The sequence below is a fragment of the Telluria aromaticivorans genome (assembly GCF_013003915.1).
GTDB classification, from domain to species: domain Bacteria; phylum Pseudomonadota; class Gammaproteobacteria; order Burkholderiales; family Burkholderiaceae_D; genus Telluria; species Telluria aromaticivorans.
Window position 1 is genome coordinate 90,539 of the sequence record NZ_JABAIV010000005.1, and the last position, 25,378, is coordinate 115,916.

General features: G+C 64.8%; 24 protein-coding genes. 13 read left to right on the forward strand and 11 right to left on the reverse strand.

Annotated features, from left to right (window positions below; all coding sequences use genetic code 11):
- Positions 1-39: 39 nt before the first annotated feature.
- Genes HGB41_RS15110 through fliE form a run of 6 tightly spaced genes read right to left on the reverse strand, consistent with a single transcriptional unit; the run spans position 40 to position 5,567 of the window.
- Positions 40-477 carry a flagellar FliJ family protein gene (locus HGB41_RS15110; protein WP_171085858.1) on the reverse strand — a complete coding sequence of 146 codons (438 nt, stop codon included), beginning with the start codon at positions 475-477 and terminating at the stop codon, positions 40-42.
- Entirely contained in the window at positions 474-1,790 is a 1,317-nt protein-coding gene (gene fliI, locus HGB41_RS15115) for a flagellar protein export ATPase FliI (protein ID WP_171085860.1), read from the reverse strand. The genes HGB41_RS15110 and fliI overlap by 4 nt, the downstream gene beginning before the upstream one ends.
- Complete coding sequence (gene fliH, locus HGB41_RS15120; protein WP_171085862.1) at positions 1,787-2,476, reverse strand: flagellar assembly protein FliH; 690 nt, start codon at positions 2,474-2,476, stop codon at positions 1,787-1,789. Before fliH ends, fliI begins: the two co-directional genes overlap by 4 nt.
- Positions 2,473-3,495: a flagellar motor switch protein FliG gene (locus tag HGB41_RS15125; protein ID WP_171085864.1), complete on the reverse strand. Its 1,023-nt coding sequence runs from the start codon at positions 3,493-3,495 to the stop codon at positions 2,473-2,475. The genes fliH and HGB41_RS15125 overlap by 4 nt, the downstream gene beginning before the upstream one ends.
- Positions 3,479-5,194: a flagellar basal-body MS-ring/collar protein FliF gene (fliF, locus tag HGB41_RS15130; RefSeq protein ID WP_171085866.1), complete on the reverse strand. Its 1,716-nt coding sequence runs from the start codon at positions 5,192-5,194 to the stop codon at positions 3,479-3,481. The genes HGB41_RS15125 and fliF overlap by 17 nt, the downstream gene beginning before the upstream one ends.
- Before the next feature lie 25 nt (positions 5,195-5,219).
- Entirely contained in the window at positions 5,220-5,567 is a 348-nt protein-coding gene (fliE, locus tag HGB41_RS15135; protein ID WP_171085868.1) for a flagellar hook-basal body complex protein FliE, read from the reverse strand.
- Positions 5,568-5,893: 326 nt separating this feature from the next.
- Between fliE and HGB41_RS15140 the strand changes: the two genes are divergently transcribed.
- The 8 genes from HGB41_RS15140 to HGB41_RS15175 are packed head-to-tail and all read left to right on the forward strand — an operon-like array spanning position 5,894 to position 13,459.
- Positions 5,894-6,808, forward strand: coding sequence for a FliM/FliN family flagellar motor C-terminal domain-containing protein (locus HGB41_RS15140; protein ID WP_229423050.1), 915 nt, complete (start codon positions 5,894-5,896; stop codon positions 6,806-6,808).
- Complete coding sequence (locus tag HGB41_RS15145) at positions 6,808-7,167, forward strand: FliM/FliN family flagellar motor switch protein (protein ID WP_171085877.1); 360 nt, start codon at positions 6,808-6,810, stop codon at positions 7,165-7,167. The genes HGB41_RS15140 and HGB41_RS15145 overlap by 1 nt, the downstream gene beginning before the upstream one ends.
- Positions 7,164-7,955, forward strand: a complete 792-nt coding sequence (gene fliP, locus HGB41_RS15150) for a flagellar type III secretion system pore protein FliP (RefSeq protein WP_229423051.1) — start codon at positions 7,164-7,166, stop codon at positions 7,953-7,955. Before HGB41_RS15145 ends, fliP begins: the two co-directional genes overlap by 4 nt.
- Before the next feature lie 22 nt (positions 7,956-7,977).
- Positions 7,978-8,247, forward strand: a complete 270-nt coding sequence (fliQ, locus tag HGB41_RS15155; RefSeq protein WP_171085879.1) for a flagellar biosynthesis protein FliQ — start codon at positions 7,978-7,980, stop codon at positions 8,245-8,247.
- Positions 8,248-8,264: 17 nt separating this feature from the next.
- Positions 8,265-9,044: a flagellar biosynthetic protein FliR gene (gene fliR, locus HGB41_RS15160; RefSeq protein ID WP_171085882.1), complete on the forward strand. Its 780-nt coding sequence runs from the start codon at positions 8,265-8,267 to the stop codon at positions 9,042-9,044.
- On the forward strand, positions 9,034-10,173 hold the full coding sequence (gene flhB, locus HGB41_RS15165; RefSeq protein ID WP_171085884.1) for a flagellar type III secretion system protein FlhB: 1,140 nt from the start codon (positions 9,034-9,036) through the stop codon (positions 10,171-10,173). Before fliR ends, flhB begins: the two co-directional genes overlap by 11 nt.
- Positions 10,170-12,263: a flagellar biosynthesis protein FlhA gene (locus HGB41_RS15170; protein WP_171085886.1), complete on the forward strand. Its 2,094-nt coding sequence runs from the start codon at positions 10,170-10,172 to the stop codon at positions 12,261-12,263. Before flhB ends, HGB41_RS15170 begins: the two co-directional genes overlap by 4 nt.
- 44 nt (positions 12,264-12,307) lie before the next feature.
- Positions 12,308-13,459 (forward strand): DegT/DnrJ/EryC1/StrS family aminotransferase, encoded by a 1,152-nt coding sequence (locus tag HGB41_RS15175; protein WP_171085888.1) that lies wholly within the window; start codon positions 12,308-12,310, stop codon positions 13,457-13,459.
- A 15-nt stretch (positions 13,460-13,474) separates the two neighbouring features.
- On the opposite strand, the gene HGB41_RS15180 is transcribed toward HGB41_RS15175, so the two are convergent.
- The 4 genes from HGB41_RS15180 to HGB41_RS15195 form a co-directional block, all read right to left on the reverse strand.
- Positions 13,475-14,080 carry an acyltransferase gene (locus HGB41_RS15180; protein ID WP_229423052.1) on the reverse strand — a complete coding sequence of 202 codons (606 nt, stop codon included), beginning with the start codon at positions 14,078-14,080 and terminating at the stop codon, positions 13,475-13,477.
- Between the two features lie 13 nt (positions 14,081-14,093).
- Positions 14,094-14,999, reverse strand: coding sequence for a hypothetical protein (locus HGB41_RS15185; protein ID WP_212760970.1), 906 nt, complete (start codon positions 14,997-14,999; stop codon positions 14,094-14,096).
- Positions 15,000-15,111: 112 nt separating this feature from the next.
- Positions 15,112-15,963 (reverse strand): flagellin N-terminal helical domain-containing protein, encoded by an 852-nt coding sequence (locus HGB41_RS15190; RefSeq protein ID WP_171085890.1) that lies wholly within the window; start codon positions 15,961-15,963, stop codon positions 15,112-15,114.
- 218 nt (positions 15,964-16,181) lie between these two features.
- Positions 16,182-18,350 carry an O-linked N-acetylglucosamine transferase, SPINDLY family protein gene (locus HGB41_RS15195; RefSeq protein ID WP_171085892.1) on the reverse strand — a complete coding sequence of 723 codons (2,169 nt, stop codon included), beginning with the start codon at positions 18,348-18,350 and terminating at the stop codon, positions 16,182-16,184.
- A gap of 257 nt (positions 18,351-18,607) precedes the next feature.
- Between HGB41_RS15195 and dusA the strand changes: the two genes are divergently transcribed.
- The 4 genes from dusA (at position 18,608) to HGB41_RS15215 (ending at position 22,846) form a co-directional block, all read left to right on the forward strand.
- Positions 18,608-19,657, forward strand: coding sequence for a tRNA dihydrouridine(20/20a) synthase DusA (gene dusA, locus HGB41_RS15200; protein ID WP_267874200.1), 1,050 nt, complete (start codon positions 18,608-18,610; stop codon positions 19,655-19,657).
- Positions 19,658-19,997: 340 nt separating this feature from the next.
- A complete protein-coding gene (locus tag HGB41_RS15205; RefSeq protein ID WP_229423053.1) occupies positions 19,998-21,773 on the forward strand; it encodes a methyl-accepting chemotaxis protein in 1,776 nt (591 codons plus the stop codon).
- A 79-nt stretch (positions 21,774-21,852) separates the two neighbouring features.
- On the forward strand, positions 21,853-22,197 hold the full coding sequence (locus HGB41_RS15210) for an energy transducer TonB (protein WP_171085894.1): 345 nt from the start codon (positions 21,853-21,855) through the stop codon (positions 22,195-22,197).
- Between the two features lie 211 nt (positions 22,198-22,408).
- Positions 22,409-22,846 (forward strand): YXWGXW repeat-containing protein, encoded by a 438-nt coding sequence (locus tag HGB41_RS15215; protein ID WP_171085895.1) that lies wholly within the window; start codon positions 22,409-22,411, stop codon positions 22,844-22,846.
- A gap of 43 nt (positions 22,847-22,889) precedes the next feature.
- Here the strand turns inward: HGB41_RS15215 and HGB41_RS15220 are convergent, their stop codons facing one another.
- A complete protein-coding gene (locus tag HGB41_RS15220; RefSeq protein WP_229423054.1) occupies positions 22,890-24,557 on the reverse strand; it encodes a sensor domain-containing diguanylate cyclase in 1,668 nt (555 codons plus the stop codon).
- A gap of 320 nt (positions 24,558-24,877) precedes the next feature.
- Here HGB41_RS15220 and HGB41_RS15225 point away from each other — a divergent pair, with 320 nt between their 5' ends.
- Positions 24,878-25,087 (forward strand): cold-shock protein, encoded by a 210-nt coding sequence (locus HGB41_RS15225; protein WP_171085897.1) that lies wholly within the window; start codon positions 24,878-24,880, stop codon positions 25,085-25,087.
- Positions 25,088-25,378: the final 291 nt, after the last annotated feature.

Below are 25,378 nucleotides of genomic sequence, written 5' to 3' on the forward strand. Positions count from 1 at the left end.
TGTGGTACTGCTGATCTGGTGCTGCTGGTCGCTTGGTTCTCAAGCGGTCCGTCCCGCCATCCACGATTGGGTGGCGATGTCGTCTTCACGCTTGCGCACGACGCGGTCCTGCGCGCGCGCCAGCTGGGTTTCCTGCTGCTCGAGCACCTTGCCCAGCAGCTCGCGCTTGGTCCAGGCGGTGGTCAGGTTGCGCTGCGATACCGCCATGTTCGCCTCGTGCAGCGCCAGGTCGGTGCGGTGCAGGTCGGCCATCGCCATCACGTTTTGCTTGTAGGCGCCGCAGTTCAGCGCCAGTACGGGCGGCAGTGCACCCGTGGCGCCGCTGCTCACGGTCAGCGAATCCATGCGCGCGAGATTGTTCTGGTAGCGCGTGCGGGTCGCTTCCTGCGTGGTCATATCGGCCTGCAGGCGGTCCACGTCAAGGCTGCGCAGCCGCACCAGCGTGCCGAGGCTGTCGATCGTGTTTTTCTTGCTCATGCCATCATCGCTTTCAACTGTTCGACGCTGCCCGGCATGGGGGCTTCTTCACGCGTGCCCTGGCACAGGAAGGCTTCGATATGCGGGTGCAGGCGCACCGCCTTGTCGGTTTCCGGATCGGCGCCGGGCACATAGGCGCCGAGCGGGATCAGGTCGCGCACGCGCGCATGGCGCGCCAGCGAGGCCTTGAGCTTGCGCGCTGCCAGCGCGTGTTCCGGGCCGACCACCTGCGCCATGCAGCGCGAGATCGACTGGGCGACGTCGATCGCCGGGTAGTGCCCGCGTTCGGCCAGTTCGCGCGTCAGCACGATGTGGCCATCCAAAATCGCGCGCGCCGAGTCGACCACCGGGTCCTGCTGGTCGTCGCCTTCGGCCAGCACGGTATAGATCGCGCTCATGCTGCCTTTCGGGTTCTCGCCGTTGCCGGCCGATTCCACCAGCTGCGGCATGTTCGAGAACACCGACGGCGGATAGCCGCGCGTGGCAGGCGGCTCGCCCAGCGACAGCGCCACTTCGCGCAGCGCCATGGCGTAGCGGGTCAGCGAATCGCACAGCAGCAGCACGTTCTGGCCGCGGTCGCGGAAGTGGGCCGCGATCGAGTGGCACATCTCGGTCGCCATCACGCGCATCATCGGCGACTCGTCGGCCGGCGCCACCACCAGGACGGCGCGTTTCAGCCCTTCAGGGCCGAGCGATTTCTCGACGAATTCGCGCACCTCGCGGTTACGTTCGCCGATCAGGCCGACCACGATCACGTCGGCAACGGTCTGGCGCGTGATCAGGCCAAGCAGCACCGACTTGCCGACGCCGGAACCGGCCATCAGGCCGACCCGCTGGCCCTTGCCGATGGTGAGCATCGAATTGATCGCGCGCACGCCGACGTCGAGCGGCTCCTCGACCGGGGCCTTCTTTAAAGGATTGACCTTGGGGGGGATGGTCGACAGCGGCTGGTCGCCACCGAGCTTGCCCAGGCCGTCGATCGGTTCGCCCAGGCCGTTGACCATGCGGCCCATCCAGGACGGGCCGATCATCAGGTCGGCCTGCACCGGGGCGGGCAGCACCCGCGCGCCGGTCGCAAGCCCCGTGGCCTTCTTGAATGGCATCAGGTAGGAGACTTTTTCCTTGAAACCGACCACCTGCGCGTCGAGCCAGCCGCCATCGACGGTCTCGATGCGGCAGCGCTGGCCGGTGTGCAGCGGGCAGCCGACCGATTCCAGCAGCAGGCCCTGGGCGCCGACCAGGCGCCCGGTCGGGGTGGCGACCGGCACCGCGCCGAGTTCGACCGCGCGCAGGCGCGAGGCGAGGGCCGTCATTCGCCGTCCTCGTCGTCGCCGAGCTGGTCGCGCACCTGGTCCATCACGGCCGACAGGCGGCCCTGGCAGCCGGCGTCGACTTCATTGTCGCCCGAGCGCACGCGGCATTCGCCGGGTTCGAGCGCCGGGTCGGGCAGCAGGGTCCATTTCTTGGCGCGCTTCGGATCCAGCTCGAGCACGCGGCGCAGTTCTTCCGGATTCAGGAACACCTCGACCTGGTCGCGCGACGGCGGCATCACCGACAGCGCTTCTTCCACCAGCGCCAGCAGCTGCACCGGCTGCAGCGCCAGTTCGGCGCGGATCACCTGGCGCGCGATCTTGCCGACCAGGTCGACCACTTCCTTGCGCTGGGCGGCGCGCATCTCAAGCTTGAGCTTCTTCAGGGCTTTGAGCATCGCGTCGACCGGCTTGGACAGCTCCTCGAAGCCGGTCAATGCCATGTCGCGGCCTTCTTCGATGCCGCGCTGCAGGCCTTCGCTCTGGCCGACCGGATAGCCGTCGGCGCGGCCCTGGTCCAGGCCTGCTTCATAGCCTTCGCGCTGGCCCTGGCGGTAGCCGTCGGCCAGCGCACTTTGCCATTCTTCGGCCGACGCGGCAGGGCTGCCTGCAGGGCCGGGCGCGCCGGGGCGCTGGGCCCCGGGGAACTGGTGCAGCGGAGGGAAGTGGTAAGCCCGGAATTGCTTCATTCGGCGGTAGCCTCGGCAAACAGCTGGATGTCGATTTCGCCGGCGTCGGCCAGGCCCTTGACGGTGGCCATGATCTCGCGGCGGGTCTGTTCGATGCGCGACATCGGGACCGGGCCCGAACGGCGCATCAGGTCTTCGAAGCTCTGCGCCTGGCGCTTCGGCATCGCGGACAGGACCGCATCGCGCAGGGCCGGCTCGGCGCCCTTGAGCGCAACCGCCCACTGCTCCAGCGGCACTTCGTCGAGCAGGCGGGTGATGACCTGCTCGGTCTGGCGCGACAGGATGAAGAAGTCGTACATCGACATCTCGATCTGCGACACCACGTCCGGATCGTGGGCGCGCAGCAGCTCGACCATCCCGGCACGGTTGTCCTGCAGGCGGTTCAGGATCTCGGCGACCTGGCGCACGCCTTCCACGCTGGCGCTCTGGGTATCCAGGGCGGCCAGGCAGCGGTTCACCAGCTCCTCTAACTCGTGCAGCACGTCGCGGTCGATCTCGTCCAGGCGCGCCATGTTCAGCAGCACCAGTTCGCGGCCGTCCAGCGGCAGCGCTTCCAGGATCTGCGAGGCCATCGCGGGCGGCAGGAAGGCCAGGAACACGGCCTGCATCTGCACGTGTTCGTGCGAGATGAACTCGGCCAGCCATTTCGGCGAGGCGTACTGCAGGCGCGCCATCATCGGGCGGATCGCGTCGCCATAGATCGTGTTCAGCACGCTGTTGGCGATGTCGTTACCCAGCGCCAGGTCGAGCGAACGCTTCAGGTAGCTGCGCGAGGCGCCATGCAGGCCGCTTTGCTGGCGGTAGTCGTCGAAGAAGTTCTGGACCGCGGTCTTGACGGTATCGACCTTGATGCCGCTCATGCGCGACATGACCTGGGTCAGCTCCAGCAACTCGTCGCGCTCGAGGCAGCGCAGCACGGCGGCCGCGCCTTCTTCGCCGATCGACAGCAGCACGATGGCGGCCTGCTCGACCGGGGACAGTGCGCCTTCGGCGCCTTCAGGGTTATTCAGCTCGGCCATGTTTTTTCTGTACCCATTGTTTGACGACTTCGGCGACGCGCTCAGGCTCTTTGCTGGCGAGGACCTTCAGGTGATCGACCATCACGTCCACAGCCGAACCGGCTGGCGGGAGGTCGTAGTTCTCTAACAGCGGGACCACCGGCATCGTGCCAGGGGCCGCGGCGTCGGGCGCTCCAAGAGCGGCCGGTGCGCCCGCCGGCAGGACCGCGGTGCCGGCGGCGCTTGCCGCGCCACCCGGCATGCCAGGCAGGGCAGGCGGTGCCGGAACCATCGGCGGCTGCGGTGCCAGGCGGGTGGTCACCGCGCGCAGCAGCGGACGGGCCAGCAGGAAGTAGGCGAGCAGGGCGCCCAGGGCATACATGCCGTAACCGGTCATGTCGACCACGTTGTCGCGTTCCTGCCACCATTCCTGGGCCACCGGGGCGGCCGGGAAGCTCAAGGAGGACACGGTCAGCACGTCGCCGCGTACGGCATCGATGCCGAGGCCGCCGCGCAGGATCTTCTCGATATTGGCCAGTTCGACCGGGGTATAGCCGATCTTGGCATTGGCGGCGCTGGCATTGTTCAGCACCACCGCCACCGACAGCTTCTTCAGGCGGCCGCGCGAGCGTTTGATCTGGGTGATCGCGCGGTCGTAGGCGTACTGGCGGGTGGTGGCGTTCTTGCGTGCGCTGCCATTGTCCTTGTCGGCGGCGTCAGGATTCTGTGCATCGGCCTGCGCTGCGGCCGGGTCGGCCACCTGCGGCGGACGGTTCGACAGCGTGCCCGGCACGCCCAGGGCCATGCGGCTGCGTTCCATCTCTTCGCGCATCGCTTCGCTGGTGACCTTCGGCGCTTCGCCGTATTTTTCCTGGGTTTCTTCGATCTTGTCGTTGTCGACGTCGGCGGTGACGCTGACCTTGTAGTTGTTCGCGCCCAGCACCGGCGCCAGCAGTTCGTTCACGTTGGTGCGCACCGTGTCGGTATAGCGCTTGGCGGCGCCGTCGCCCTGCGACTGGCCGTCGAAGCCGTCGGCGAGGTCGACGCGCGAGGACAGGTAGTTGCCGGCCTGGTCGACCAGCGACACGCGGGCGGGCTGCAGGTTGGCGACGCTGCTCGAGACCATGTTGACGATCGCGGCGATCTGCTCGTTCGACAGCGAGCGGCCCGGCTTGACCGCCACCACCACCGAGGCGGACGACTGGTCGCCGGCGCCGGCCACGAAGGAGCTCGACTTGGCGATGGCCAGGTGCACGCGGGCCGAGGCGATCGCGTCCATGGTCAGCATGCTCTGCGCCAGCTCGCCTTCCAGGCCGCGGCGGAAGCGCACGTCCTGCACGAACGAGGACACGCCGAGCGGGTCGTTGCGGTCCATCAGTTCCAGGCCGGCCGGCAGCTGGGCGGTCACGCCCTTGGCGGCCAGCAGCATGCGCACCTTACCCAGTTCGCCGGACGGCACCATCACCTGGCCGCTGTCCGGATGGATGCGGTAGGGAATGGCTTCGGCTTCGAGCACGGTCATCATGTCGCTGGCGGCGACCTTTTCACGCGCGCCGAAGACCGGCTTGTAGTTGGACTGGTCCTGCCACGAAACCATCATGACGGCGGCCGTGATGGCAACCGCCAGGCCCAGCAGCAGGGTGAAGTTGTTGCGCAATGCCGGCGGCAGCGACGGCAGCGACAGCTTGCCGGCGACGGCGGCCTTGAGGGAGGAAATCACAGATGCGTCTCTTTATGAAGGAAGATCAAACCGGGAGCTTGATCAGTTCGTCGACGGCGCCCATGACCTTGTTGCGGACCTGCATGAGCATCGAGAACGACAGGCTGGCCTGCTGGCTGGCCAGCATGGCGCCGACCAGGTCGTCGCTCTTGCCGGCGTCGACCGCGGCCATGCGTTCGCCGGCGGCGCGGTCTTCACCGTCCACGCTGGCGATGGCGTTCTTCATCGTTTGGGTAAATGAAAACTCGCTTGGCGAATTGTTAAATGCACCCTGGGCCGACAGGTCGGCGGCGGGGGCGATCGCGAGGCGGTTGGCTTCGTTGGTGAGTGCGGCAAGGTCAGCTTTGATCAGACCGGCAAGTTCAGTTCCCATGCGTCATTCCAATTAACGAGTACGTGTTGTTCGGGAGCGACAAAATGTGTCTTATTTTGCCGACGAGAGGCGCGGATCAAAGCCTCGATTGTTAAATAATGATCTACGAACGGCCGTTTTATTCTTGACCCTGGTGCCTGCACTTACCTCTGTACGTATGGGGCGGGGCCGGGTGAAGCGATGCAATAGATATGATCTTACCGTACGGCAAGTAGGAAATCAAAGGTGAATGTCAAAGTACCGGCTTCAAATCTCCATGTATAATTGTTGCCTAGGAGAATGAAAAAAACACATTCACCGTTACCCAGTCATTAATTAACATGCCGATGAATCCTCCAGACCGACCGCGGGCCACCCAGGGCGACTACCAGGTACTCGATCCCAGCCTGCTGGGACGCCCTGTGCACCTGCTGCCAAAATTTGCGCGCCGCTTCGCCGATGTCCTGGGCACGGCCATGGCCGGGCCGGGCGGGCGCCGCTATTGGGGCGCGTACCGGCTGGCGAACCTGTCGTTCGAGCGCGCACCCGAAGAAGCGAGCCTGCGTTGGCTGGCAGTCGACGGTCCGCTGGGCACTGCCGCGGTCGCATTCGAACGCAGCCTGCTACTGGGACTCCTGGAAGGGCGCTACGGCCGCAAGAACGCACCGCAAACTGGCACCCCGGGCACACCGCGCGATACGTCTGCCGAGCGCGTCACCGCCACCGAAGAGCGCCTGGCCGCGACCCTGGCCGCCCAGCTGGCGGAACAACTGCATGCCTGCGTCGCCGATGCCCTCGCCGACGCTGGTGCGGCGGGCCTCGACGCGGTATCCTCGGTGGATCCATTGACCCTCGGCGCACCTGCCGCGGCCAGCGCCCCGGGCAAGGCCGGCTGGGTCATCCGCGTGGACCTGCGCTGCGCACATGGGCAAGTCCAGGGCCAGGCCGACAGCCATTGCTGGATCGGCCTCGACCAGGAACTGATGGCGCATGTGCTGCAGGGACTGATGGACGAGCGCAGCAGCACGCGCACGGCGCGCAGCTCGGAGCCCCTGGCTACCGGGCTGTTCGTCAAGCTCGACGGGCGCCTGGCCAGCAAGGAAATCACGCTGGCCGCGCTGTTCGAGCTGAAGGTCGGCGACGTCATCCCGGTATCGGTCGGACGTGCCGACGTGCTGCTGGACGAATCGCGCCTGTTCACGGCCGCCGTGGCCGAACACAAGGGCAAGCTCTGTTTAACCTCTTTTGAAGATGCCGAGTAATGGATATGAATTTGAATGAGCAACTGACTGGCTCCGACGTGATCATCGACGACCTCGACGGCGTCGATGCCGCCACCGCCGTCGCCGGCAAGAACGCCGCGCGCCAGCTGCCGCAGATGATGCGCCGCATCCCGGTGACGCTGACCCTCGAAGTCGGCTCGGCCCGCATCTCGCTGCAGGAACTGATGTCGATCGGCCCATCCTCGGTGGTGCCGCTCGACGCGCTGGCCGGCGAGCCGCTGATCATCAAGGTCAACGGTGCGCCGATCGGCCGCGCCGAAGTCGTCGTCGCCGGCGAGCAGTACGGACTGAAGGTCATCGACCTGGATGGCCTGAACCTGGACGCGCTGACTAAATGATGTCGCCTGTCCGCGGCGCGCAGCTGCCGCTGCTGCGCCGTGCAGTGCCGGTTCTGGCCGGCGTGCTGCTTCTCGCATTGCTCACCTGTGCGCTGCCTGCCGCGGCCCAGCAGCAGCCGAGCATCCTGCCGGGCGTCATTCCCGGCTCGACCCAGGGCATGACGGTCAAGTCGCAGATCCTGGTCCTGATGACCCTGCTCGGGCTGCTGCCCGTGATGGTCATGATGATGACCAGCTTCACCCGTTTCGTGATCGTGCTGTCGCTGCTGCGCCAGGCCCTCGGCCTGCAGCAGGGCCTGCCGAGCCGCATCATCACCGGCATTGCGCTGATCCTGACCATCCTGGTGATGCGCCCGGTGGGCGAGGCCGTGTGGCGCGACGCCTTCCTGCCCTACGACCGCGACAAGATCAGCCTGGAGGAAGCCCTGCGCATCGCGGAAGCGCCGGTCTCGCGCTTCATGCTGGCCCAGACCAGCAAGGCCTCGCTGGCGCAAGTCGCGCACCTGGCGGGCGAACCGGCCAACCTGGCGCCCCAGCAGCGTGGCTTCACCACCAAGCTCGCGGCCTTCGTACTGTCCGAGCTGAAGACCGCCTTCCAGATCGGCGCCATGCTGTTCATTCCCTTCCTGATCATCGACCTGGTGGTATCGTCGGTGCTGATGGCGATGGGCATGATGATGCTGTCGCCGCTGGTGATTTCGCTGCCCTTCAAACTGCTGCTGTTCGTGCTGGTGGACGGCTGGACCCTGACCGTGAACACGCTGGTCGGCAGTATCCACGGTTATTAGATAGAACAAGAGACTGCCCGAGATGAGTCCTGATATCGCTGTCGACCTGGTGGTCGAAGCCCTGCAGGTCGTGATGCTGCTGGTGCTGGTGCTGGTGGTGCCGGGCCTGGTCATGGGCCTGATCGTGGCGCTGTTCCAGGCCGCCACCCAGATCAACGAACAGACCCTGAGCTTCCTGCCACGCCTGCTCGTGACGCTGCTGGCCGTGATCCTGGCCGGCCACTGGATGACCACCACGCTGATGGACTATTGCGTGTCGGTGTTCCAGCGCGCCGCCACGCTCGCAAGCTAGGGCAGGGCCGGTACCCGATGGAGCTGGTCAGTTTCCTGATGCCCCTGATCGGCGCGCTGTGGTGGCCGTTCTGCCGCATCATGGCCATGCTCTCGACCGCCCCGGTGCTGGGCGAGGGCTCGGTCCCGGTGCCGGTGCGCGCGCTGCTGTCGGTGGCCCTGAGCTTCATGATGCTGCCGATGACCAAAGCCGGGACGATGCCCGACCCGTTCTCGCTGGCCGGCGTGCTCGCGATGGTCGAGCAGGCCATCATCGGCGGCGTGATCGGCCTGGCGCTGCAGTTCGCGATGGCGGTGGTCACGATGCTGGGCTTCCTGGCCTCGAGCCAGGTGGGCTTCTCGATGGCGCAGATGAACGACCCGGTCAACGGCCAGGCGTCCGACGTCATTTCGGGCCTGCTGTCACTGCTGGCGATCCTGGTGTTCTTCGGGATCGACGGCCACCTGGTGCTGATGGGCGTGGTCGGCCAGAGCTTCAAGGCCTGGCCGGTGGGCGCCGGCTTTGGCCCGATGCTGCTGGAAGTGGTGGCGCTGAACCTGGCCTGGGTGTTTTCGGCGGCGATTCTGCTGGCGCTGCCGATCGTGTTTTCTACCATGGTGGTGCAGATTGGCTTCGGTTTCCTGAACCGGGTTGCGCCGAGTTTAAATTTGTTTTCGCTGGGCTTCTCGCTGGTGACGATCTTTGGCCTGCTGATGCTGGTGCAGCTGGTGCGTTTCATTCCCGAGCATTACGTCTCGATGACCAACCAGATCCTGGAGATGCTGCAGGAGCAGATGAGGATGGCGCATGGCCGATAGCGGCACCGGTGGCGACAAGACCGAAAAGCCCTCAGCGCAAAAGCTCAAGAAAGCGCGCGACGAGGGCCAGGTCGTCCGTTCGCGCGACTTATCAACTGCGGTCGGCATCCTGGTCAGCCTGAAGATATTCGCCATGATGCTGCCGGGTTACCTGGAGTCGTTCCGGCTGCTGTTCCGGATGGTCTACGTTCCGCTGGGCGAGGCGGGCGCGATCGAGAATGCGATGTCGGTGGTGTTCAGCGACGCCTTGCTGCTCTTGATAAAAATGGTGCTGCCGCTGGCAGTGATCCCGTTTGCGATCATCGTGGCCGGCATGATCCCGGGCGGCTTCATCGCTTCAGGCAAGAACATGGCGCCGAAATTCAGCCGCCTCAGCCCCATGACCAACCTGGGCAACCTGTTCACGCAAAAGCACTGGGTGGGATTCGTCACCTCGGCAGCGAAGGCGGTGGTGCTGGGTTTCGTGCTGGTGCACGTGTGCCGCTCGAGCATGAAGGCGTATGTGGAACTGCAGCGCATGCCGCTGCCGGACGCGCTGGCCGGCGGCAGCGCGCTGATGCTCGATGGGCTGATGGCCCTGGTGACCGTATTCATCGTTTTCGCGCTGCTGGACGTGCCGGTGCAGGCCTTCATGTTCACGAAAAACCAGCGCATGAGCAAGCAGGAGATGAAGGAAGAGCACAAGAGCAGCGAAGGCCGGCCCGAAGTGAAGCAGCGCATCCGCCAGCTGCAGAACCAGCTGGCCCAGCGCAGCGTGCGCAAGAGCGTGCCGACGGCGGACGTCATCATCGTCAACCCGGAGCACTACGCGGTGGCGCTCAAGTACGATACCAACCGCGCCGAGGCGCCCTACGTGGTGGCCAAGGGCGTCGACGAGATGGCGCTGTACATCCGCCGCGTCGCTCTTGAGCACAAGATCGAAACGATTTCGCTGCCGCCGCTGGCGCGCGCGATCTATAACACCAGCCAGGTGCAGCAGCAGATTCCGGCGCAGCTGTACCAGGCCGTATCGCAGGTATTGAATTACGTCCTACAACTGAATGCGTTCCGTGCAGGCCGGCGCCCCGCGCCCCCACGGTTCCCCAACGAGGTGGTCGTTCCACCTCACCTGAGCGAGGTTCCCGCATGAATGCCCTGAAAAACTTCCTGATTGAGCTGCGACGCCACAAGTTCGCCGGCCCGGTCTTCCTGATCGCACTGCTGGCGATGATCATGCTGCCGCTGCCGCCGGTGCTGCTGGACATCCTGTTCACCTTCAACATCGTGCTGGCGCTGATCGTGATCCTGGTGTCGGTGACGGCCAAGCGTCCGCTCGACTTCTCGGTATTCCCGACCGTGATCCTGGGCACCACGCTGATGCGCCTGGCGCTGAACGTGGCCTCGACCCGCGTGGTCCTGCTCAACGGCCACGAAGGCACGGCGGCGGCCGGCCACGTGATCGAGGCCTTCGGCAATGTCGTCATCGGCGGCAATTTCGTGGTCGGCCTGGTGGTGTTCGTGATCCTCATGATCATCAACTTCGTGGTCGTGACCAAGGGCGCGGAGCGCATCTCCGAAGTGTCGGCGCGCTTCACCCTCGACGCGCTGCCGGGCAAGCAGATGGCGATCGACGCCGACCTGAATGCGGGCCTGATCAACCAGGAGCAGGCCGTCATCCGCCGCAAGGACGTGGCGGCCGAAGCCGACTTCTACGGCGCCATGGACGGCGCATCGAAATTCGTGCGCGGCGATGCGGTCGCCTCGATCCTGATCCTGATCATCAACCTGGTCGGCGGTATCGCGATCGGCTCGCTGATGCACGACCTGCCCCTTGGCGAGTCGTTCAAGGTCTATGCGCTGCTGACCATCGGTGACGGCCTGGTGGGCCAGATCCCGGCGCTGCTGCTGTCGGCCGCCGCCGCGATCCTGGTAACCCGCATCGGCGAATCGGGCGACTTCGAACAGCAGGTCAGCGGCCAGCTGCTGGCCCAGCCGGCGGTGCTGTACTCGGCCGCGGGCGTGATGATCGTGCTGGCGCTGGTGCCGGGCATGCCGAAGCTGCCGTTCTTCGCCTTCGCGGGCGCCCTGATCTATGTCGGCTGGCGCCTGAACCAGCGCGTTGCGCCACCGGATACCAAGAACGTGGCCGCGATCGAGGCGGCGCTGCGCGACGAGCGCGCGCCGGAACTCGACTGGCAGGCGCTGCCCGTGGTGCAGCCGGTCTCGGTCTCGGTCGGCTACAAGCTGGTCGGCATGATCGACCGCGCCCAGGGCGAGCCGCTGACCAAGCGCATCAAGGGCGTGCGCCAGAGTTTGTCGGAACAGATGGGCATGCTGCTGCCGTCCATCGGCGTGCGCGACGACCTGGCGCTGCGCCCTTCGCAATACGCGATCAGCCTGTCGGGCACCGTGGTGGCCGAAGCCGAAGTCATGCCCGAGCACCTGATGGCGATCCCGTCGCCGAGCGTGTACGGCGAGATCGACGGCATCCCCGGCATCGAGCCGGCCTACGGCATGGCGATCACCTGGATCACGCCGGACCAGAAGGGCCATGCGCTGGGCCTGGGCTACCAGGTGGTCGAGGTGCCGAGCGCCATCGCCACCCACACCTCGAAGGTGGTGCGCGAATACCTGCACGAGCTGTTCCGCCACGAAGACGTGCCGGCGATTATCGAGCGCCTCACTGCGCTGTCGCCGAAGCTGGCCGGCGCGCTGGAAAAGGCGCTGACCCATACCCAGCTGCTGCGCGTGTTCCGCGTGCTGCTCGGTGAAGGCGTGTCGCTCAAGGACATCGTGGTGGTCGCCACCACGCTGCTGGACAGCTCGGAAACCACCAAGGACCCGATCCTGCTGGCGGCCGAAGTGCGCTGCGCGCTGCGCCGCCAGATCGTCTCGAGCATGTATGGCAAGAAGAAGGACATGCCGGCGTTTAACCTGTCGGCCGAGCTGGAAAACATGCTGCTCGGTTCCCTGAACCAGGCGCGCCAGAACGGCGGCGGCAAGGTCGCCCTCGACAACTACCCGATCGACCCGCAACTGCTGTCGCAACTGCAGATCAACATGCCGGTGGCGCGCGAGCAGATGAAGGGGCAGCACACGCCGCCGCTGCTGCTGGTGCTGCCGCAGGTGCGTCCGCTGCTGGCGCGCTATGCGAGATTGTTCGCGCCGGGCCTGCACGTCCTGTCGTATAACGAAATCCCGGAAAACCACGACGTGTCGATCGTCGGCACGGTCGGTTAAGCCGCAGCCAGCCTGACGCTTTCATTCATCGGGACAGACCCATCATGAGCAACCGCAAGCCGATCTACGTTACCCAGCCCCAGATGCCGCCGCTGGAAGATTTCTATCCCTATCTCGAACAGATCTGGGAAAACCGGATCCTGACCAACGGCGGCCCTTTCCACCAGCAGCTGGAAGCGGCACTGTGCGACTACCTGGGCGTGGAATACCTCTCGCTGTTCTCCAACGGGACGCTGGCGCTGGTGACCGCGCTGCAGGCCCTGCGGGTCACGGGCGAAGTCATCACCACGCCGTACTCCTTCGTGGCGACCGCCCACTCGCTGCTGTGGAACGGGATCAAGCCGGTATTCGCCGACGTCGACCCGGTGACCCTGAACCTCGATCCGCAGAAGATCGAGGCGGCGATCACGCCGCAGACCACCGCCATCATGCCGGTGCATTGCTACGGCCACCCATGCGATGTCGAGGCGATCCAGCGCATTGCGGACAACTACAACCTGAAGGTGATCTACGACGCCGCGCATGCCTTCGGCGTACGCGATGCAAAGGGAAGCATCCTGCGCCATGGCGATTTGTCGGTGCTGAGCTTCCACGCGACCAAGGTATTCAATACCTTCGAAGGCGGCGCGATCATCTGTCCCGACGCCCGCACCAAGCAGCGCATCGACCACCTGAAGAACTTCGGCTTCGTCGACGAATTGACGGTGGTCGCGCCCGGCATCAACGGCAAGATGAGCGAAATTAATGCTGCGTTCGGGATGCTGCAGCTGAAGGGCATCGACGGGGCGATCGCACGGCGCAAGGAAATCGATGCGCGCTACCGCGCCCTGCTGGCCGGCGTCGACGGCATCGACTGCCATGCGCAGGCGCTCGACGCGGGCGCAAATGACTCTTCGAATTACTCATCGAACTACTCCTACTTCCCGATCCTGGTCGGCCCGGACTACCCGCTGAGCCGGGACGCCTTATACGAGAAGCTGAAGGGGGAGGGCGTGTTCGCACGCCGTTACTTCTATCCGCTGATTTCGGATTTCCCGATGTACCGCGGCCTCCCGTCGGCACGGCGCGACAACCTCGGGGCCGCCGCCACCGCGTCAAGCAGGGTCTTGTGCCTGCCGATGTACCCGGAGCTCGCGCAGGCCGATATCGAACGCATCGCCGGGCTCATTGCCGACCAGCGCCGCCTGCCGGCCTGACGGACGTTCCGGCGCTCAGCAGCCCTTATTGGCCAGCAGGGCCTGTTCGAGTTCCAGCAGGGCGCGGCTGCGCGCTTTCAGCCTCCTGGCCGGCGCGCCCGCGTATATCCCCCATGCCTCGAGCGGGCGCAGGACCAGCGACAGTGCGCCGACCGCGCTGCCCTCTCCGATGTTCGCGCCCGGCAGGATCACGCTGCCCGAGCCGACGATGACATGCCTGCCCAGCGCGACCGGCGCCTTCGTGAGCTTGAGGTAGGCGGGGGGAACCGTGGGGTTGGTCAGCGCCTCGCCCGAATAGTCGTCGCTGCTCGAATAGATGCGCACGCCCTGCGACAGGTTGGCGAAGTCTCCCAGCGTGATGCCGCCGGCGCAGCCGAGATAGCTGCCGCCACCGATGTGGATGTAGTCGCCCACCACCAGGGAACCGGAATGCGCCGCCAGCACGACGCCGCCGTCGATGCGGACGTTGTTCCCGATCGAGATATTCTCCAGGCCGATGATGGTGGCGTTTTTGGCGATCATCACGTTCTCGCCGACCTGCCCGAATCCGAATTGCCTGAGCTCTTCGCTGCGGTAATAGCCCGGGTTGAACGGATTCGGGAGAGGGGAGGGATGCGCCACGGTGTGTCTCGCTTCAGCTTGTTGCAAGGTTTTCCATTGTACGTCCAGCGTCCGCGGCGGGCTGCGCTTCCTGCGCTTCCGGCGCTTCGGGGCGCTCCGGTTCGCGCGGAAGCAGCAGCGCCATTTCCGCCAGTGCGCGGAATACCGGCAGGCTCAGTGCGGTCGAGGCGTCGCCCGCCGCCATCGCGGCGTGCACATTCCCCGCCGGGAGCGAATCGCGGAAGCGCCAGCGGACTACCTGCAGCCCGGATACGGCCACGGCTTTCTCGAGTTGCGGCCGCAGCGCGCGCAGGCGCGCCAAAGGCCCGGCGCCTTGCGCGCACAATTCCAGCGCGATCCCGCCCGGCACCGGTTCGACCTGCACCACCACGCGGGTGCCGTCCGGCAGGCTCAATTCCAGGCGCAGGCCGAAGCGGGCGCGCTTGCGGCGCCCCGGCGGCGCATCTTCGCGCTCGGCCACGACTTCGAGATGGTGGGCCAGCGCGTTGCCCGCGTGGACGGTGAAGCGCCAGGCGTCGGCGGCGAGCAGGTGGGCCTGCGGCTGGTTGAGCACTTGCCCCTGCTGGCCGGCCGCGAGCTGCAACGGAGGCATGGCGCCGGCACGCGCCTGCAGGTCGCGGCGCGCCTGCAGGTCGCCATAGGTGCGCACCATCGCGCGCCAGCTGGAAGCGAGCGCGCGGCCGTCCAGGGCCGGGTAGGCCATGTGGCGCGCCAGGAACACCTGGTCCGGGCGCAGCGCGGCCGCGTCGTCCATGGCGGTGGCAGGATTGGCGGCGGCAGCCTGCGGTTGCGACACCGGCAGGGCCAGTTCGGCCTCGGCCAGGGCGGCGATGGCGGCGGGCATGACCCCGAGCTCGCCGTGGCGCACGGGTTGCGCTGCTGGAAGGATCGCGGGAATGAGCGGGACGATGCTGACCATGGTCGGGAGCAAGTGAGGGAGAGACAAGTATAAGACGGAATAAAGAAAGGCCAACCGAAAACTGCGGCTGGCCTTTGGCTACTCCACGCCGGACGAATCCGGAGAAGCTGGATTACTGCAGGAGCGACATGACCATCGACGACATGCTGTTCGACTGCTTCAGCATGGCGGTGCCGGCTTGCAGCAGCATCTGGCTCGAGGTCATGTTGGCGCTTTCGGTGGCGAAGTCGACGTCCATGATCAGGCCGGCAGCGGCCTTGCTGTTGGTGCTGATGTTCGAGAGGTTGTTGTACACGTGTTCCAGGCGGTTGGCGGCAGCGCCCAGGCCCGAACGGACCTTGTTGACCGAAGCCAGCGCGGTTTCCAGGGTGCCGATGGTGGCGTTGGCCGAAGCGGTCAGCTCGGTGCCGACGGCGGTGGTGGCGTACTTGGTGGTGACGGCGGTCACGTCCGACACGACTTGCGACACGTCGGTGCCCAGGTTGACGGCCATGGTTTCGCTCGACGAGGCGCCGATCTGGAAGGTCATCGACGAAGCGATGGTGCCGCCCACCAGCAGCTTGGTGCCGCCGAAGGTGGTGTTCTTGAGCACGTTGCCCAGTTCGGTACCCAGTGCGTCGTATTCCGACTGCATGGCGTCCTTGTCGTCAGCGGTCGACGAAGCATCGGCTGCCTGGGTGGCCAGGTCTTTCATGCGGACCAGCATGTTGCTGACTTCGTCCAGCGCGCCTTCGGCGGTCTGCAGCATCGAGGTCGAGTTCTGGGTGTTGCGCATGGCAACGGTCATGCCCGAGGTCTGGGCTTTCAGGCGCGATGCGATCTGCAGGCCGGCAGCGTCGTCCATTGCCGAGTTGATGCGGTAGCCGGTCGACAGGCGGGTCATCGAGGTCGACAGCGAGCTCTGGGTGCGGCTGATCGAGTTTTGTGCGGACAGTGCAGCGTTGTTGGTGTGAAGGCTCAGCATGGTAGCTCCTGGTATCGTGAATTCGGTTTCGAGTGCGTCACTCGCTCTCACAAGTACAAGGCGACAGGTTTCACTCCGGCATTAAGTGCCGTGCGGAAATTTATTAAAATATTCTTGGCAGCCCATGAAACGATGTCGAACTGCCATGGCCTTGCATGCACAAACGACAACGCCGCCTGGCGGCGGCGTTGCAGCTCAAGCCCCTTTATAGAGAGGGGCTAGGCGGGAGCCAGGTCCGACAGGCGCACCCGCAGCGGGGCAGGCGCCTCGCCGGCACACCAGCGCTGCCACATCAGGCGCAGGCCATGTTCCAGGCCCGCGGCGGTCACGCCCGGATAGCCCAGCACCGAGTTGACGAAGCGCTCACGCATCCCGGCGCGCATCGCGGCCAGGGCCGGGATGTTCTGCGACAGGAACACGCCGAGGCGTACATAGGTGGCTTCGTCATCGGTCACGAAGTCGCGCAGGCCGACATGGGAAATGAACGACACCGCGGCATGGCTCGGGTTGGTCGCCCCGACCGTGGCCAGCGTCGGCACGCCCATCCACAAGGCGTGGCCGACCGTGGTCGAGCCGCTGTAGGGGAAGGGACTGAGGCAGACGTCGACGTCGTAATGCTGCTTCAGGTAGCCGTGCACGTGGGTGCGCTCGCGCAGCAGCAGGCGCTCGCGCGGGATGCCTTCCTGCGCGAACCAGTCGACCAGCGCGTCGTCCACGCCGGACTGCAGGCCGCCGAGCAGCATCCTGGAGTCGGGCACGGCATGCAGCAGCTTCGACCACTGGGCGATCACGTCGCGGCTGAGTTTACTCGCGCGGTGGAAGCTGCCGAAGGTCAGGAAGCCGTTGCGCAGCGCCGGCAAGTCGTTCACCGGCGGCGCGCCCGGGTCCGGCAGGAAGGGCGCCAGCAGCGGCAGGCGCGCCAGCTGTTCGGTGAACTGGGTGTCGTAGCGGCCTTCCGGCAGCATGAACGGATCGCACACGTAGTAATCCATCGTTTCCATGCCGGTGGTGCCGGCATACCCGATCCAGCTGGCCTGCACCGGGGCGGGCTTGCGCATGAACAGCGCCAGGCGGTTCAGGGCCGAATGGCCAGACAGGTCGATCAGGATGTCGATGCCGTCCGCGCGGATCAGCTCCTCGGCGGCGGCATCATCCAGGTGCGCGATCACCTGCCAGCCGGCGGTGCAGGCGCGCAGCTCCGCGGTCTTGCGGTCGTCGACCGTGTTGTTGTAATAGACGTGGAGCGCCACTTGCCCGCTATCCTTGAGCGCCTCGAATACCGGCGCCACGAAGGTGGCCACGGCATGTTCATACAGGTCGCCCGATACGAAGCCGACTCGCAGGCGCCGCCCGGGATCGCGCCCGTTGGCGTGCGGCCGGCGCAGTGCGCGCAGTGCGGGCTCCCAGCGCTGGCCGAACGCGAAGTGTTCGCGGGTGAGTTCGTCCGGATCGAAACAGCAGTGGCTCAGGATGAACAGCATCACGCTGTGCGCCGCCGGCGACGGCTCGATCTCGAACGCGCGCCGGGCCAGGCGCAGCGCTTCCTGCCATTCGCCCAGGTTGAAGCACATCCCGACCAGGCCATGCAGCACCTGGACGTTGTCCGGCGCCAGTTCGAGGGCGCGGCGCAGGGTTGCCGCTGCCTCGCCGAGCTTGCCCTGGGCGCGCAAGGCATTGCTCAGGTCGACCAGGACATCCGGCCTGCCCGGGGCCAGGGCAATGGCGCGTTCGAAGCCTTCGACAGCCGCGTCATGGCGCTTCAGGACGCGGTCGCAATGGGCCAGGTGCAGGACCGCGGCCACGTGGCCGGGCTGCTGCGCGACGACGGCGCGGAAATATTCGGCCGCTTCCGCATGGCGTTGCTGGTAGAACAGGATGTTGCCCAGGTCGGCACGCGCGTCGACATGCTCCGGTTCGATGGCGAGCACGCGCCGCAGGCAAACCGCGGCCTCATCCCTGTTCCCGAGCGAATGGAGCACGCCGGCGAGCACCAGCAGCGGCGCACTGTGCGCGGGCGCCAGTTCGGCTGCGCGGCGCGCGGCGGCTTCGCCCTCGGCCGCCCGGCCAAGGCGCAGGAGTGCAGCGGCCAGGCCCTGGTGCAGGTCGGCGTCATCGTGGAAACGCAGCGCGACGCGATAGGCCGCGACCGCTTCTTCATTGCGCCCGAGTTCGAACAGGGCCGCGGCCAGCACCGGCTGCAGGCCACGCACTTTCGGGTTCAGTTCGAGCGCACGGCGCAGGCTCGCCACGCCCTCGTCGAGCTGGTGCCCTTTCAGGAGGGCCAGGCCGAGCAGGGCATGGGCGTTGCTGTCGCGCGGATTGCGGCGCACGGCGCGGCGGTGCTGGTCGAGCTGGTCGGGAGCAGGAGTGGGGGCAGTCAGGGTCATCGGAAAGTAGGTCCAGTGTGGCCGGTTTCTGTGCGGCAATAGCCGCGATTGTAAATCGGGACCGCACTATAGGGGATGAGATTGTTGCGGTGACAGCGAAAAAATTTACCTTTGTTGGCAAAGCGGCTTCGGTTTCCTGCAGCAGTGGTGCAAGAGTGAAGCGGAAGCAAGGAAGCGGCCTGGCCGGGTTTGGCCGATTCTGCGCGTTTGCCGTAAGATGTCGGGTTTTCCAACGCCCGGCGGACAGACCTTCACGCATGAGTTCCTCAATCAGCATTGACGCAGCCGGCGCGGGCTTGCCCGGCGCTTCGCCATCGACACCAGCGACGGGCAGGCGGCTTTCGGTCGCCCCGATGATGGACTGGACCGACCGCCACTGCCGCGTCTTCCATCGCCAGATCACCCGCCACACCTGGCTGTACACCGAGATGGTGACTACCGGGGCGCTGGTGTATGGCGACGTCGAGCGCCACCTGCGCTACGACGGCGTCGAGCACCCGGTGGCACTGCAGCTGGGCGGCAGCGACCCGGCCGACCTTGCCAAGAGCGCGAAGCTGGGCGAGCAGTGGGGCTACAAGGAAATCAACCTCAACTGCGGCTGCCCGTCGGAGCGCGTGCAGAAGGGCGCTTTCGGCGCCTGCCTGATGGGCGAGCCGCAATTGGTGGCCGACTGCGTCAAGGCGATGCGCGATGCGGTGTCGATCGACGTCACCGTCAAGCACCGCATCGGCATCGACTACAACGAGGAATACGGTTTCGTGCGCGATTTCGTCGGCACGATCGCCGATGCCGGCTGCTCGACCTTCATCGTGCATGCCCGCAATGCCGTGCTGAAGGGCCTGTCGCCGAAGGAAAACCGCGAAATCCCGCCGCTGCGCTACGAAGTGGCCTACCAGCTCAAGCGCGAGTTCCCTGGACTGGAAATCATCATCAACGGCGGCGTGAAGACCGATGCCGAGATCGCGCAGCACCTGGCCCATGTGGACGGCGTCATGCTGGGCCGCGAGGCGTATCACAACCCCTGGGTGATGGCGACCTGGGACATTCTGTTCTACGGCGACGCAGCCGTGCCGAAGACCCGCCAGCAAGTGCTGGAAGCGATGATCCCGTATATCGCCGAACAGCTGCGCCTGTACGGCAGCCATGGCCTCAAGCTCAACAGCATCACCCGCCACATGCTGGGCATCATGACCGGCTTGCCCGGCGCCCGCGCATTCCGCCAGACGCTGTCCGATTCCAAAAAGCTGGCCGGCGCCGACCCGGCACTGCTGCTGGAAGCCGCTGCGCGCATGCCCAGCCTAGCCTGAACAGTCTTCCTTCTCTCCAAAAGGGCGTACTTCGGTACGCTTTTTTGTTTCTTGTGGGCAAATTGCCACACTATTGCCCCGGATTGTATAGACAAGCACTCTAAAGCTTGCCGAGCGGCAAGAGTAATCGGATAATTTCTCTCGCTCCCACGGCATTGATCATTATCAATTCTGTTGTTGAGCCGAAACAAACTTCAGGCGACGGTCGATTTCGAGTTGCCGAGCAGAATTTTTGATTTATCCTGTTGGAAACATGTTGCGGTCGTATGGACGAACATGACGCGTCGCACGGCGCAGCGATCCGGGCGAATTCGATCATTAGATACAGGGAAGAACAAGAATGGCTTTTTTGAATAACTTGAAGGTCGGTACCCGCCTTGCACTCGGCTTTGCGCTGGTGCTGGTGTTGCTGATCGCCGTCACGGGTGTTGGCATCCTGCGCATGTCGCAGATCCAGGACCGGCTCGACCAGGTGGTGAGCGTGAACAACGTTTCGACCAGCCTCGTCACCGACATGCGCAACAACGTCGGCGAACGCGTCGCCGCGCTGCGCGTCCTGACGCTGATGACCGACCCGGCCGACATGGAACCGGAAATGGTCAAGTTCAAGGAACAGACCCGCAAGTACGACGAAGCCCAGAAGAAGCTGTCGGCGATCTTCGCGGCCCACGCCAGCGAAAAGGAAAAGACCCTGCTGGCCCAGGTCAAGGAATTCGAAGGCGCAGCGATGCCGGCGATTGCCAAGGCCTCGGAACTGTACCTGGCCAATAACGCGATGGACGCCACCCGCGTCATGATCCGCGAAGTGCGCCCGGTGCAGAAGAAGTGGACCGAAGCGCTGGACCAGCTGGCCACCTTCGAAGAAAAGCAGAATGCGCAAGCCGCGGCCGATGCCCAGGACGCCTTCGCCAATGCCCGTAACTTCATGATCGTCATGCTCCTGACCGCCGTTGCCATGGGCATCGCGGCAGCCTGGGTGATCAGCCGCAGCCTGCGCAAGCAGCTCGGCGGCGAACCAGCCTACACCGCCAGCATCGCCAGCAGCATCGCCCATGGCGACCTGTCGATCGCCATCGAGACCGATGCGTCGGACCGTGGCAGCCTGCTGGTGGAAATGAAAGAAATGCGCAACAGCCTGGTCGGCATTGTCGAGCAAGTGCGCCGCGGCACCGAGACCATCGGCACCGCCTCGCGTGAAATCGCTGCCGGCAACATCGACCTGTCCTCGCGTACCGAACTGCAGGCCAGCTCGCTGGAAAAGACTGCCTCGGCGATGGAAGAACTGACCTCGACCGTCAAGCAGAACGCGGACAATGCCCGTGAAGCCAACGCCCTGGCCGCAACTGCCTCGAACGTGGCGCTCAAGGGTGGTGAAGTGGTGTCGCAGGTGGTTGGCACGATGGGCGAGATCAACACCTCGGCCAACAAGATCGCCGACATCATCAGCGTGATCGATGGCATCGCCTTCCAGACCAATATCCTGGCGCTGAACGCCGCTGTGGAAGCAGCCCGTGCCGGTGAGCAAGGCCGCGGTTTCGCGGTGGTGGCTTCGGAAGTGCGTAACCTGGCCCAGCGTTCGGCTGCGGCAGCAAAAGAAATCAAGACCCTGATCGGTGATTCCGTCGAGAAGGTCGAACGCGGCAGCAAGCTGGTCGGCCAGGCCGGCGTGACGATGGACGAAGTGGTGGCGAGCGTGAAACGCGTGACCGACATCATGAGCGAAATCGCCAACGCCAGCGCCGAGCAGAGCGCCGGTATCGAACAGGTGAACCTGTCGATCATCGAGATGGACAGCATGACCCAGCAGAATGCCGCCCTGGTCGAAGAAGCCGCTGCCGCAGCGCAGAGCATGCAGGACCAGGCCAGCGAACTGACCCGCGTCGTCAGCATCTTCAAGCTGACCGAAGGCGAGCAGCAGGCCGAAGCACAGGCGCCAGTCGTGACCAGCACCGCAGTGGTGGTGCGTCCGGCAGCCGTCAAGCGCCCGGCCCCGGCCCTGAAAAAGCCGGCCGTGAAGAAACCCGCAGCGGCAGCGCAAGACGCCGCAGCTGCACCGGCCGCCAGGCCAAAGAAAGCAGCAGCCACCGCCGGCAACGACGAGTGGGAAGAATTCTAAGAGAGACGAAGCGCCGGTCCAGCGGGCCGGCAAGCAGTAAAGACTGCCAACCTTAATCAAAACCTTACTGGAAAATTATATGAAAAACCTGACCATGAAGCTGATCGCTGCAATGACCCTGGCCACCGCAGCCGGCGCAACTTTCGCCGCTGAAGTGCCGGCATCGTTCGACCCGAAGAAGTGCGCAGTCGAATACCCGAAAGCATCGCTGATGAACGAAGAGCAGGGCACCACTTCGGCATCCTTCCTGGTCGGCGCTGACGGCACCGTCAACGAATCGAAGCTTGAAAAGTCGAGCGGCTTCAAGAACCTGGACAAGGCAGCCCTCAAAGGCCTGTCGTCGTGCAAGTTCAAGCCGGGCACCAAGGACGGCGCACCAGCCGCCACCTGGACCAAGGTCGACTACGCATGGAAGCTGGACTAATCCGGTTTTTTTCCATCTGTAAAAAAATCAGCCGGCCATTGCGCCGGCTGTTTTTTTGTCGGGCAGCGCCGCGGACTGTTCGTTAGATCATTCACACTCACCGTTACACTTTCGTAGCGACATGTATCGATTGTAAGCACTTCTATCATTTCTCCCGTGCGCGGTTGAGGCTGGCTATAGTAGACCCAACACAACCAGAAGGAGAAGCACCATGAAGACCATTCTTGCCGCTACCGCAGCTGTCCTCATCAGCACCGCCGCCTTCGCACCGGTCCAGGCCCAGGCACAGGGCCGCACCGAAGTAATCATCGTCCAGAAGGCGCCGCCGGCGCCACGCCATGAAGCCATCCCGGCAGCACGCCGCGGCCATGTGTGGGTCCCTGGCTACTGGGCCTGGAACGGCCGCCGCCATACCTGGGAACGTGGCCATTGGGAACGTGCCCGCAGCGGCTATGCGTATGCCCAACCGGAGTGGCGCCAGGACCGTAACGGCTGGTACCTCGAGCGTGGCGGCTGGCAGCGTGGCGAACGCGTAGCACGCCGTGACCGTGACGGCGATGGCGTCCGCAATGCCAACGACCGTGACCGCGACGGCGACGGCATCCGCAACCGCGACGATGCCCGCCCGAACAACCCGAACCGTTACTAAGATGTAAGAAGTAAATGAACCGCCTGCACCGCAGGCGGTTTTTTTATATGCAGAACGACGGCGCGTCGGCCGATTCGGCGTTGTCGAGGTCGCTGCAGACGCGGTTGCGCCCGGTATCCTTTGCACGGTAGAGCAGGACATCGGCCCGCGTGATGAAGGCAATCCGGTCGCCGGTTTCGCCAGGGGAAGCATGGAAGGTCGCGGCCCCTGCGCTGATGGTGGCGGTGCCGGCCGGATTATCGGCGTGCTCGATGCCGAGTTCGAAGATGGCCAGCCGCAGGCGCTCGGCCACGTAGCGGGCGCCGACCGCGCCCGTTCCCGGCAACAGGATCGCGAATTCCTCGCCGCCGTAACGCGCCGCCAGGTCGGTCGGCCGCGCCAGGCCGTCGCGCAGGGTGGCGGCCACCTGGCGCAGGCAGGCGTCGCCGGCAACGTGGCCATAGCGGTCATTGTATTTCTTGAAGAAATCGATGTCGACCAGCACCAGGGAGAGCGGCGCACCGGTTCGCGCTGCCCGTTTGAGTTCCACCCGGAAGACGTCTTCGAAATGGCGCCGGTTGGCAATGCCCGTCAACCCGTCGTTGGTTGCCAGTACAGTCAATTCCTGGTTGCGCTCCTGCAGGTCTTCCTTGGCGATGACGAGTTCGTCTTCGAGCTGGTCGCGGATGATAATTTGGCGCACCAGCCGCGCGCCCACGCCTATCAGCAGTACCACGATCAGGGTGGTGCCACCGGCCATGAGCAGGGTCGACTGCTGCCATTCCGCAAGGATCTCGTCCTTGGCCTGCGCCGTGGCGACCAGCAGCGGCAGGCTGCCGAGATGCCGGTAGCTGTACAGGCGCACCACGCCGTCGATCTTTGAACGCAGCATGGCAGTGCCGGCCGGTCCTTGCGCCCGGTAGGTCTGGAAGATGGGGCCGCTCGCCACGTTCTGGCCGATCAGCTTTTCGAGGAAAGGACGGCGGTAAATGACGACGCCGTTGTCGTGTGCGAGCAGGATCACGCCTTCCTTTCCCACATCGAAACTGTCGTAGAGGTCGGCGAAATAATTGATCTGGATCGTGCCCAGCGCGACACCTGCGAAACTGCCGTCGGGCTTGTCGAGCCGGCGCGAAATCGGCAGGATCCATTGCCCGCTCGAACGGCTGCGGATCGGCGTGCCGATGTGCAGGCCGCGGTCCTTGTTCTTCTGGTGGTACTGGAAATACTCGCGGTCGGCATTGTTGCGGGCGATCGGCTGGTCGAGCGAGGTCACCAGCCAGCTTCCATCCGGGCCGTACACAAACAGCCCATGCAGTTCCTTGGTGCTGGCCACCATGTCGCGCATGTGGCTGCGCAGCCGCTCAGTCGAGGCTGCCGACAGCCCGTTGTGCTCGACATGCTCCGCCACGCTGGACAGGACGGTGTCGACGATCCTCACCGCACTTTCGGCCTGCGCTGCCAGCGCGCGTGCCATGTTGGAGGTTGCGGCCGTCGTCTCCGCCAGGCGGCTCTGCCGCGCGCTCCAGGCGCTCCAGGCCTGTGCCGCCGCCAGCAGGGAACAGAACAGCGCCAGCACCAGGATCGCGTACCGGACCGCCGGACGCTTCTTCGCCCTCAGGGAGGTGATGGGAGTATGGACTGGCTCGCTTGGGGTCATCAGGAAGGCCGCTGGCGGCGCCGGGTTGTCGAAGCTTGGAGGATATCTATCAAGGGTAAAAAAGTCGAGCATCAGACGTCAGCGTTAAACTTTGAGTATTCCGCGACAAATGAACCCATGGTTGGCATCGACGTCGCAAGGGATTGCAAGACGCCTTACAGGCTTTGCAGAATAACAAAATTTGCACATGGCGAAATTAAATACGAAACAATTAGGTAAATCGCCCAAAGACCTGTATCTTTCGTCCTGCACTACATCAAGTCGTTGTTATTGTTGGTCTTTCTCTCCTGTTCGCCGTTCGGCGGTCCCGTTTGATTTCCTCCTGTTACACCCTCTCTTGGTCGACCGTGCGCCCGGGCGTTTTTGCCCATGCAAACTAAAAGGAAATCAAAATGACTACTCAAACCGGCACCGTAAAATGGTTCAACGATTCCAAAGGCTTCGGCTTTATCACGCCTGACGCAGGCGGCGGTGATTTGTTCGCGCACTTCGGCGACATTCAATCGGAAGGCTTCAAGAGCCTGGCCGAAAACCAGCGCGTTTCGTTCGAGCGTTCGACCGGACCTAAAGGCGAAAAAGCCGGCAATATCCGCGCGATTTAATCAGTCAGCCTGATTGGTAATTTCGCCTACCCGGCGCGCACCACGCAGATAGCGTGGGCGAGGCCAGGGCGAAATAAGCGGCGCGCACCATGCAGATAGCATGGGCGAGGCCGTAGCGATAGAAAGCCCGCCAATTGGCGGGCTTTTGCATTGCCGGGCGCTTTTATTGGTATCAGGCCTGCCTGTGGTCCATCGGGAGCACTTCGCCCAGTCCCTCCCGCTCCTTACCCTTCGCGGTATATGCAACAAAACGGGCTCTCATTGGCCTGATAAGCAGATGTGAATTTGCCG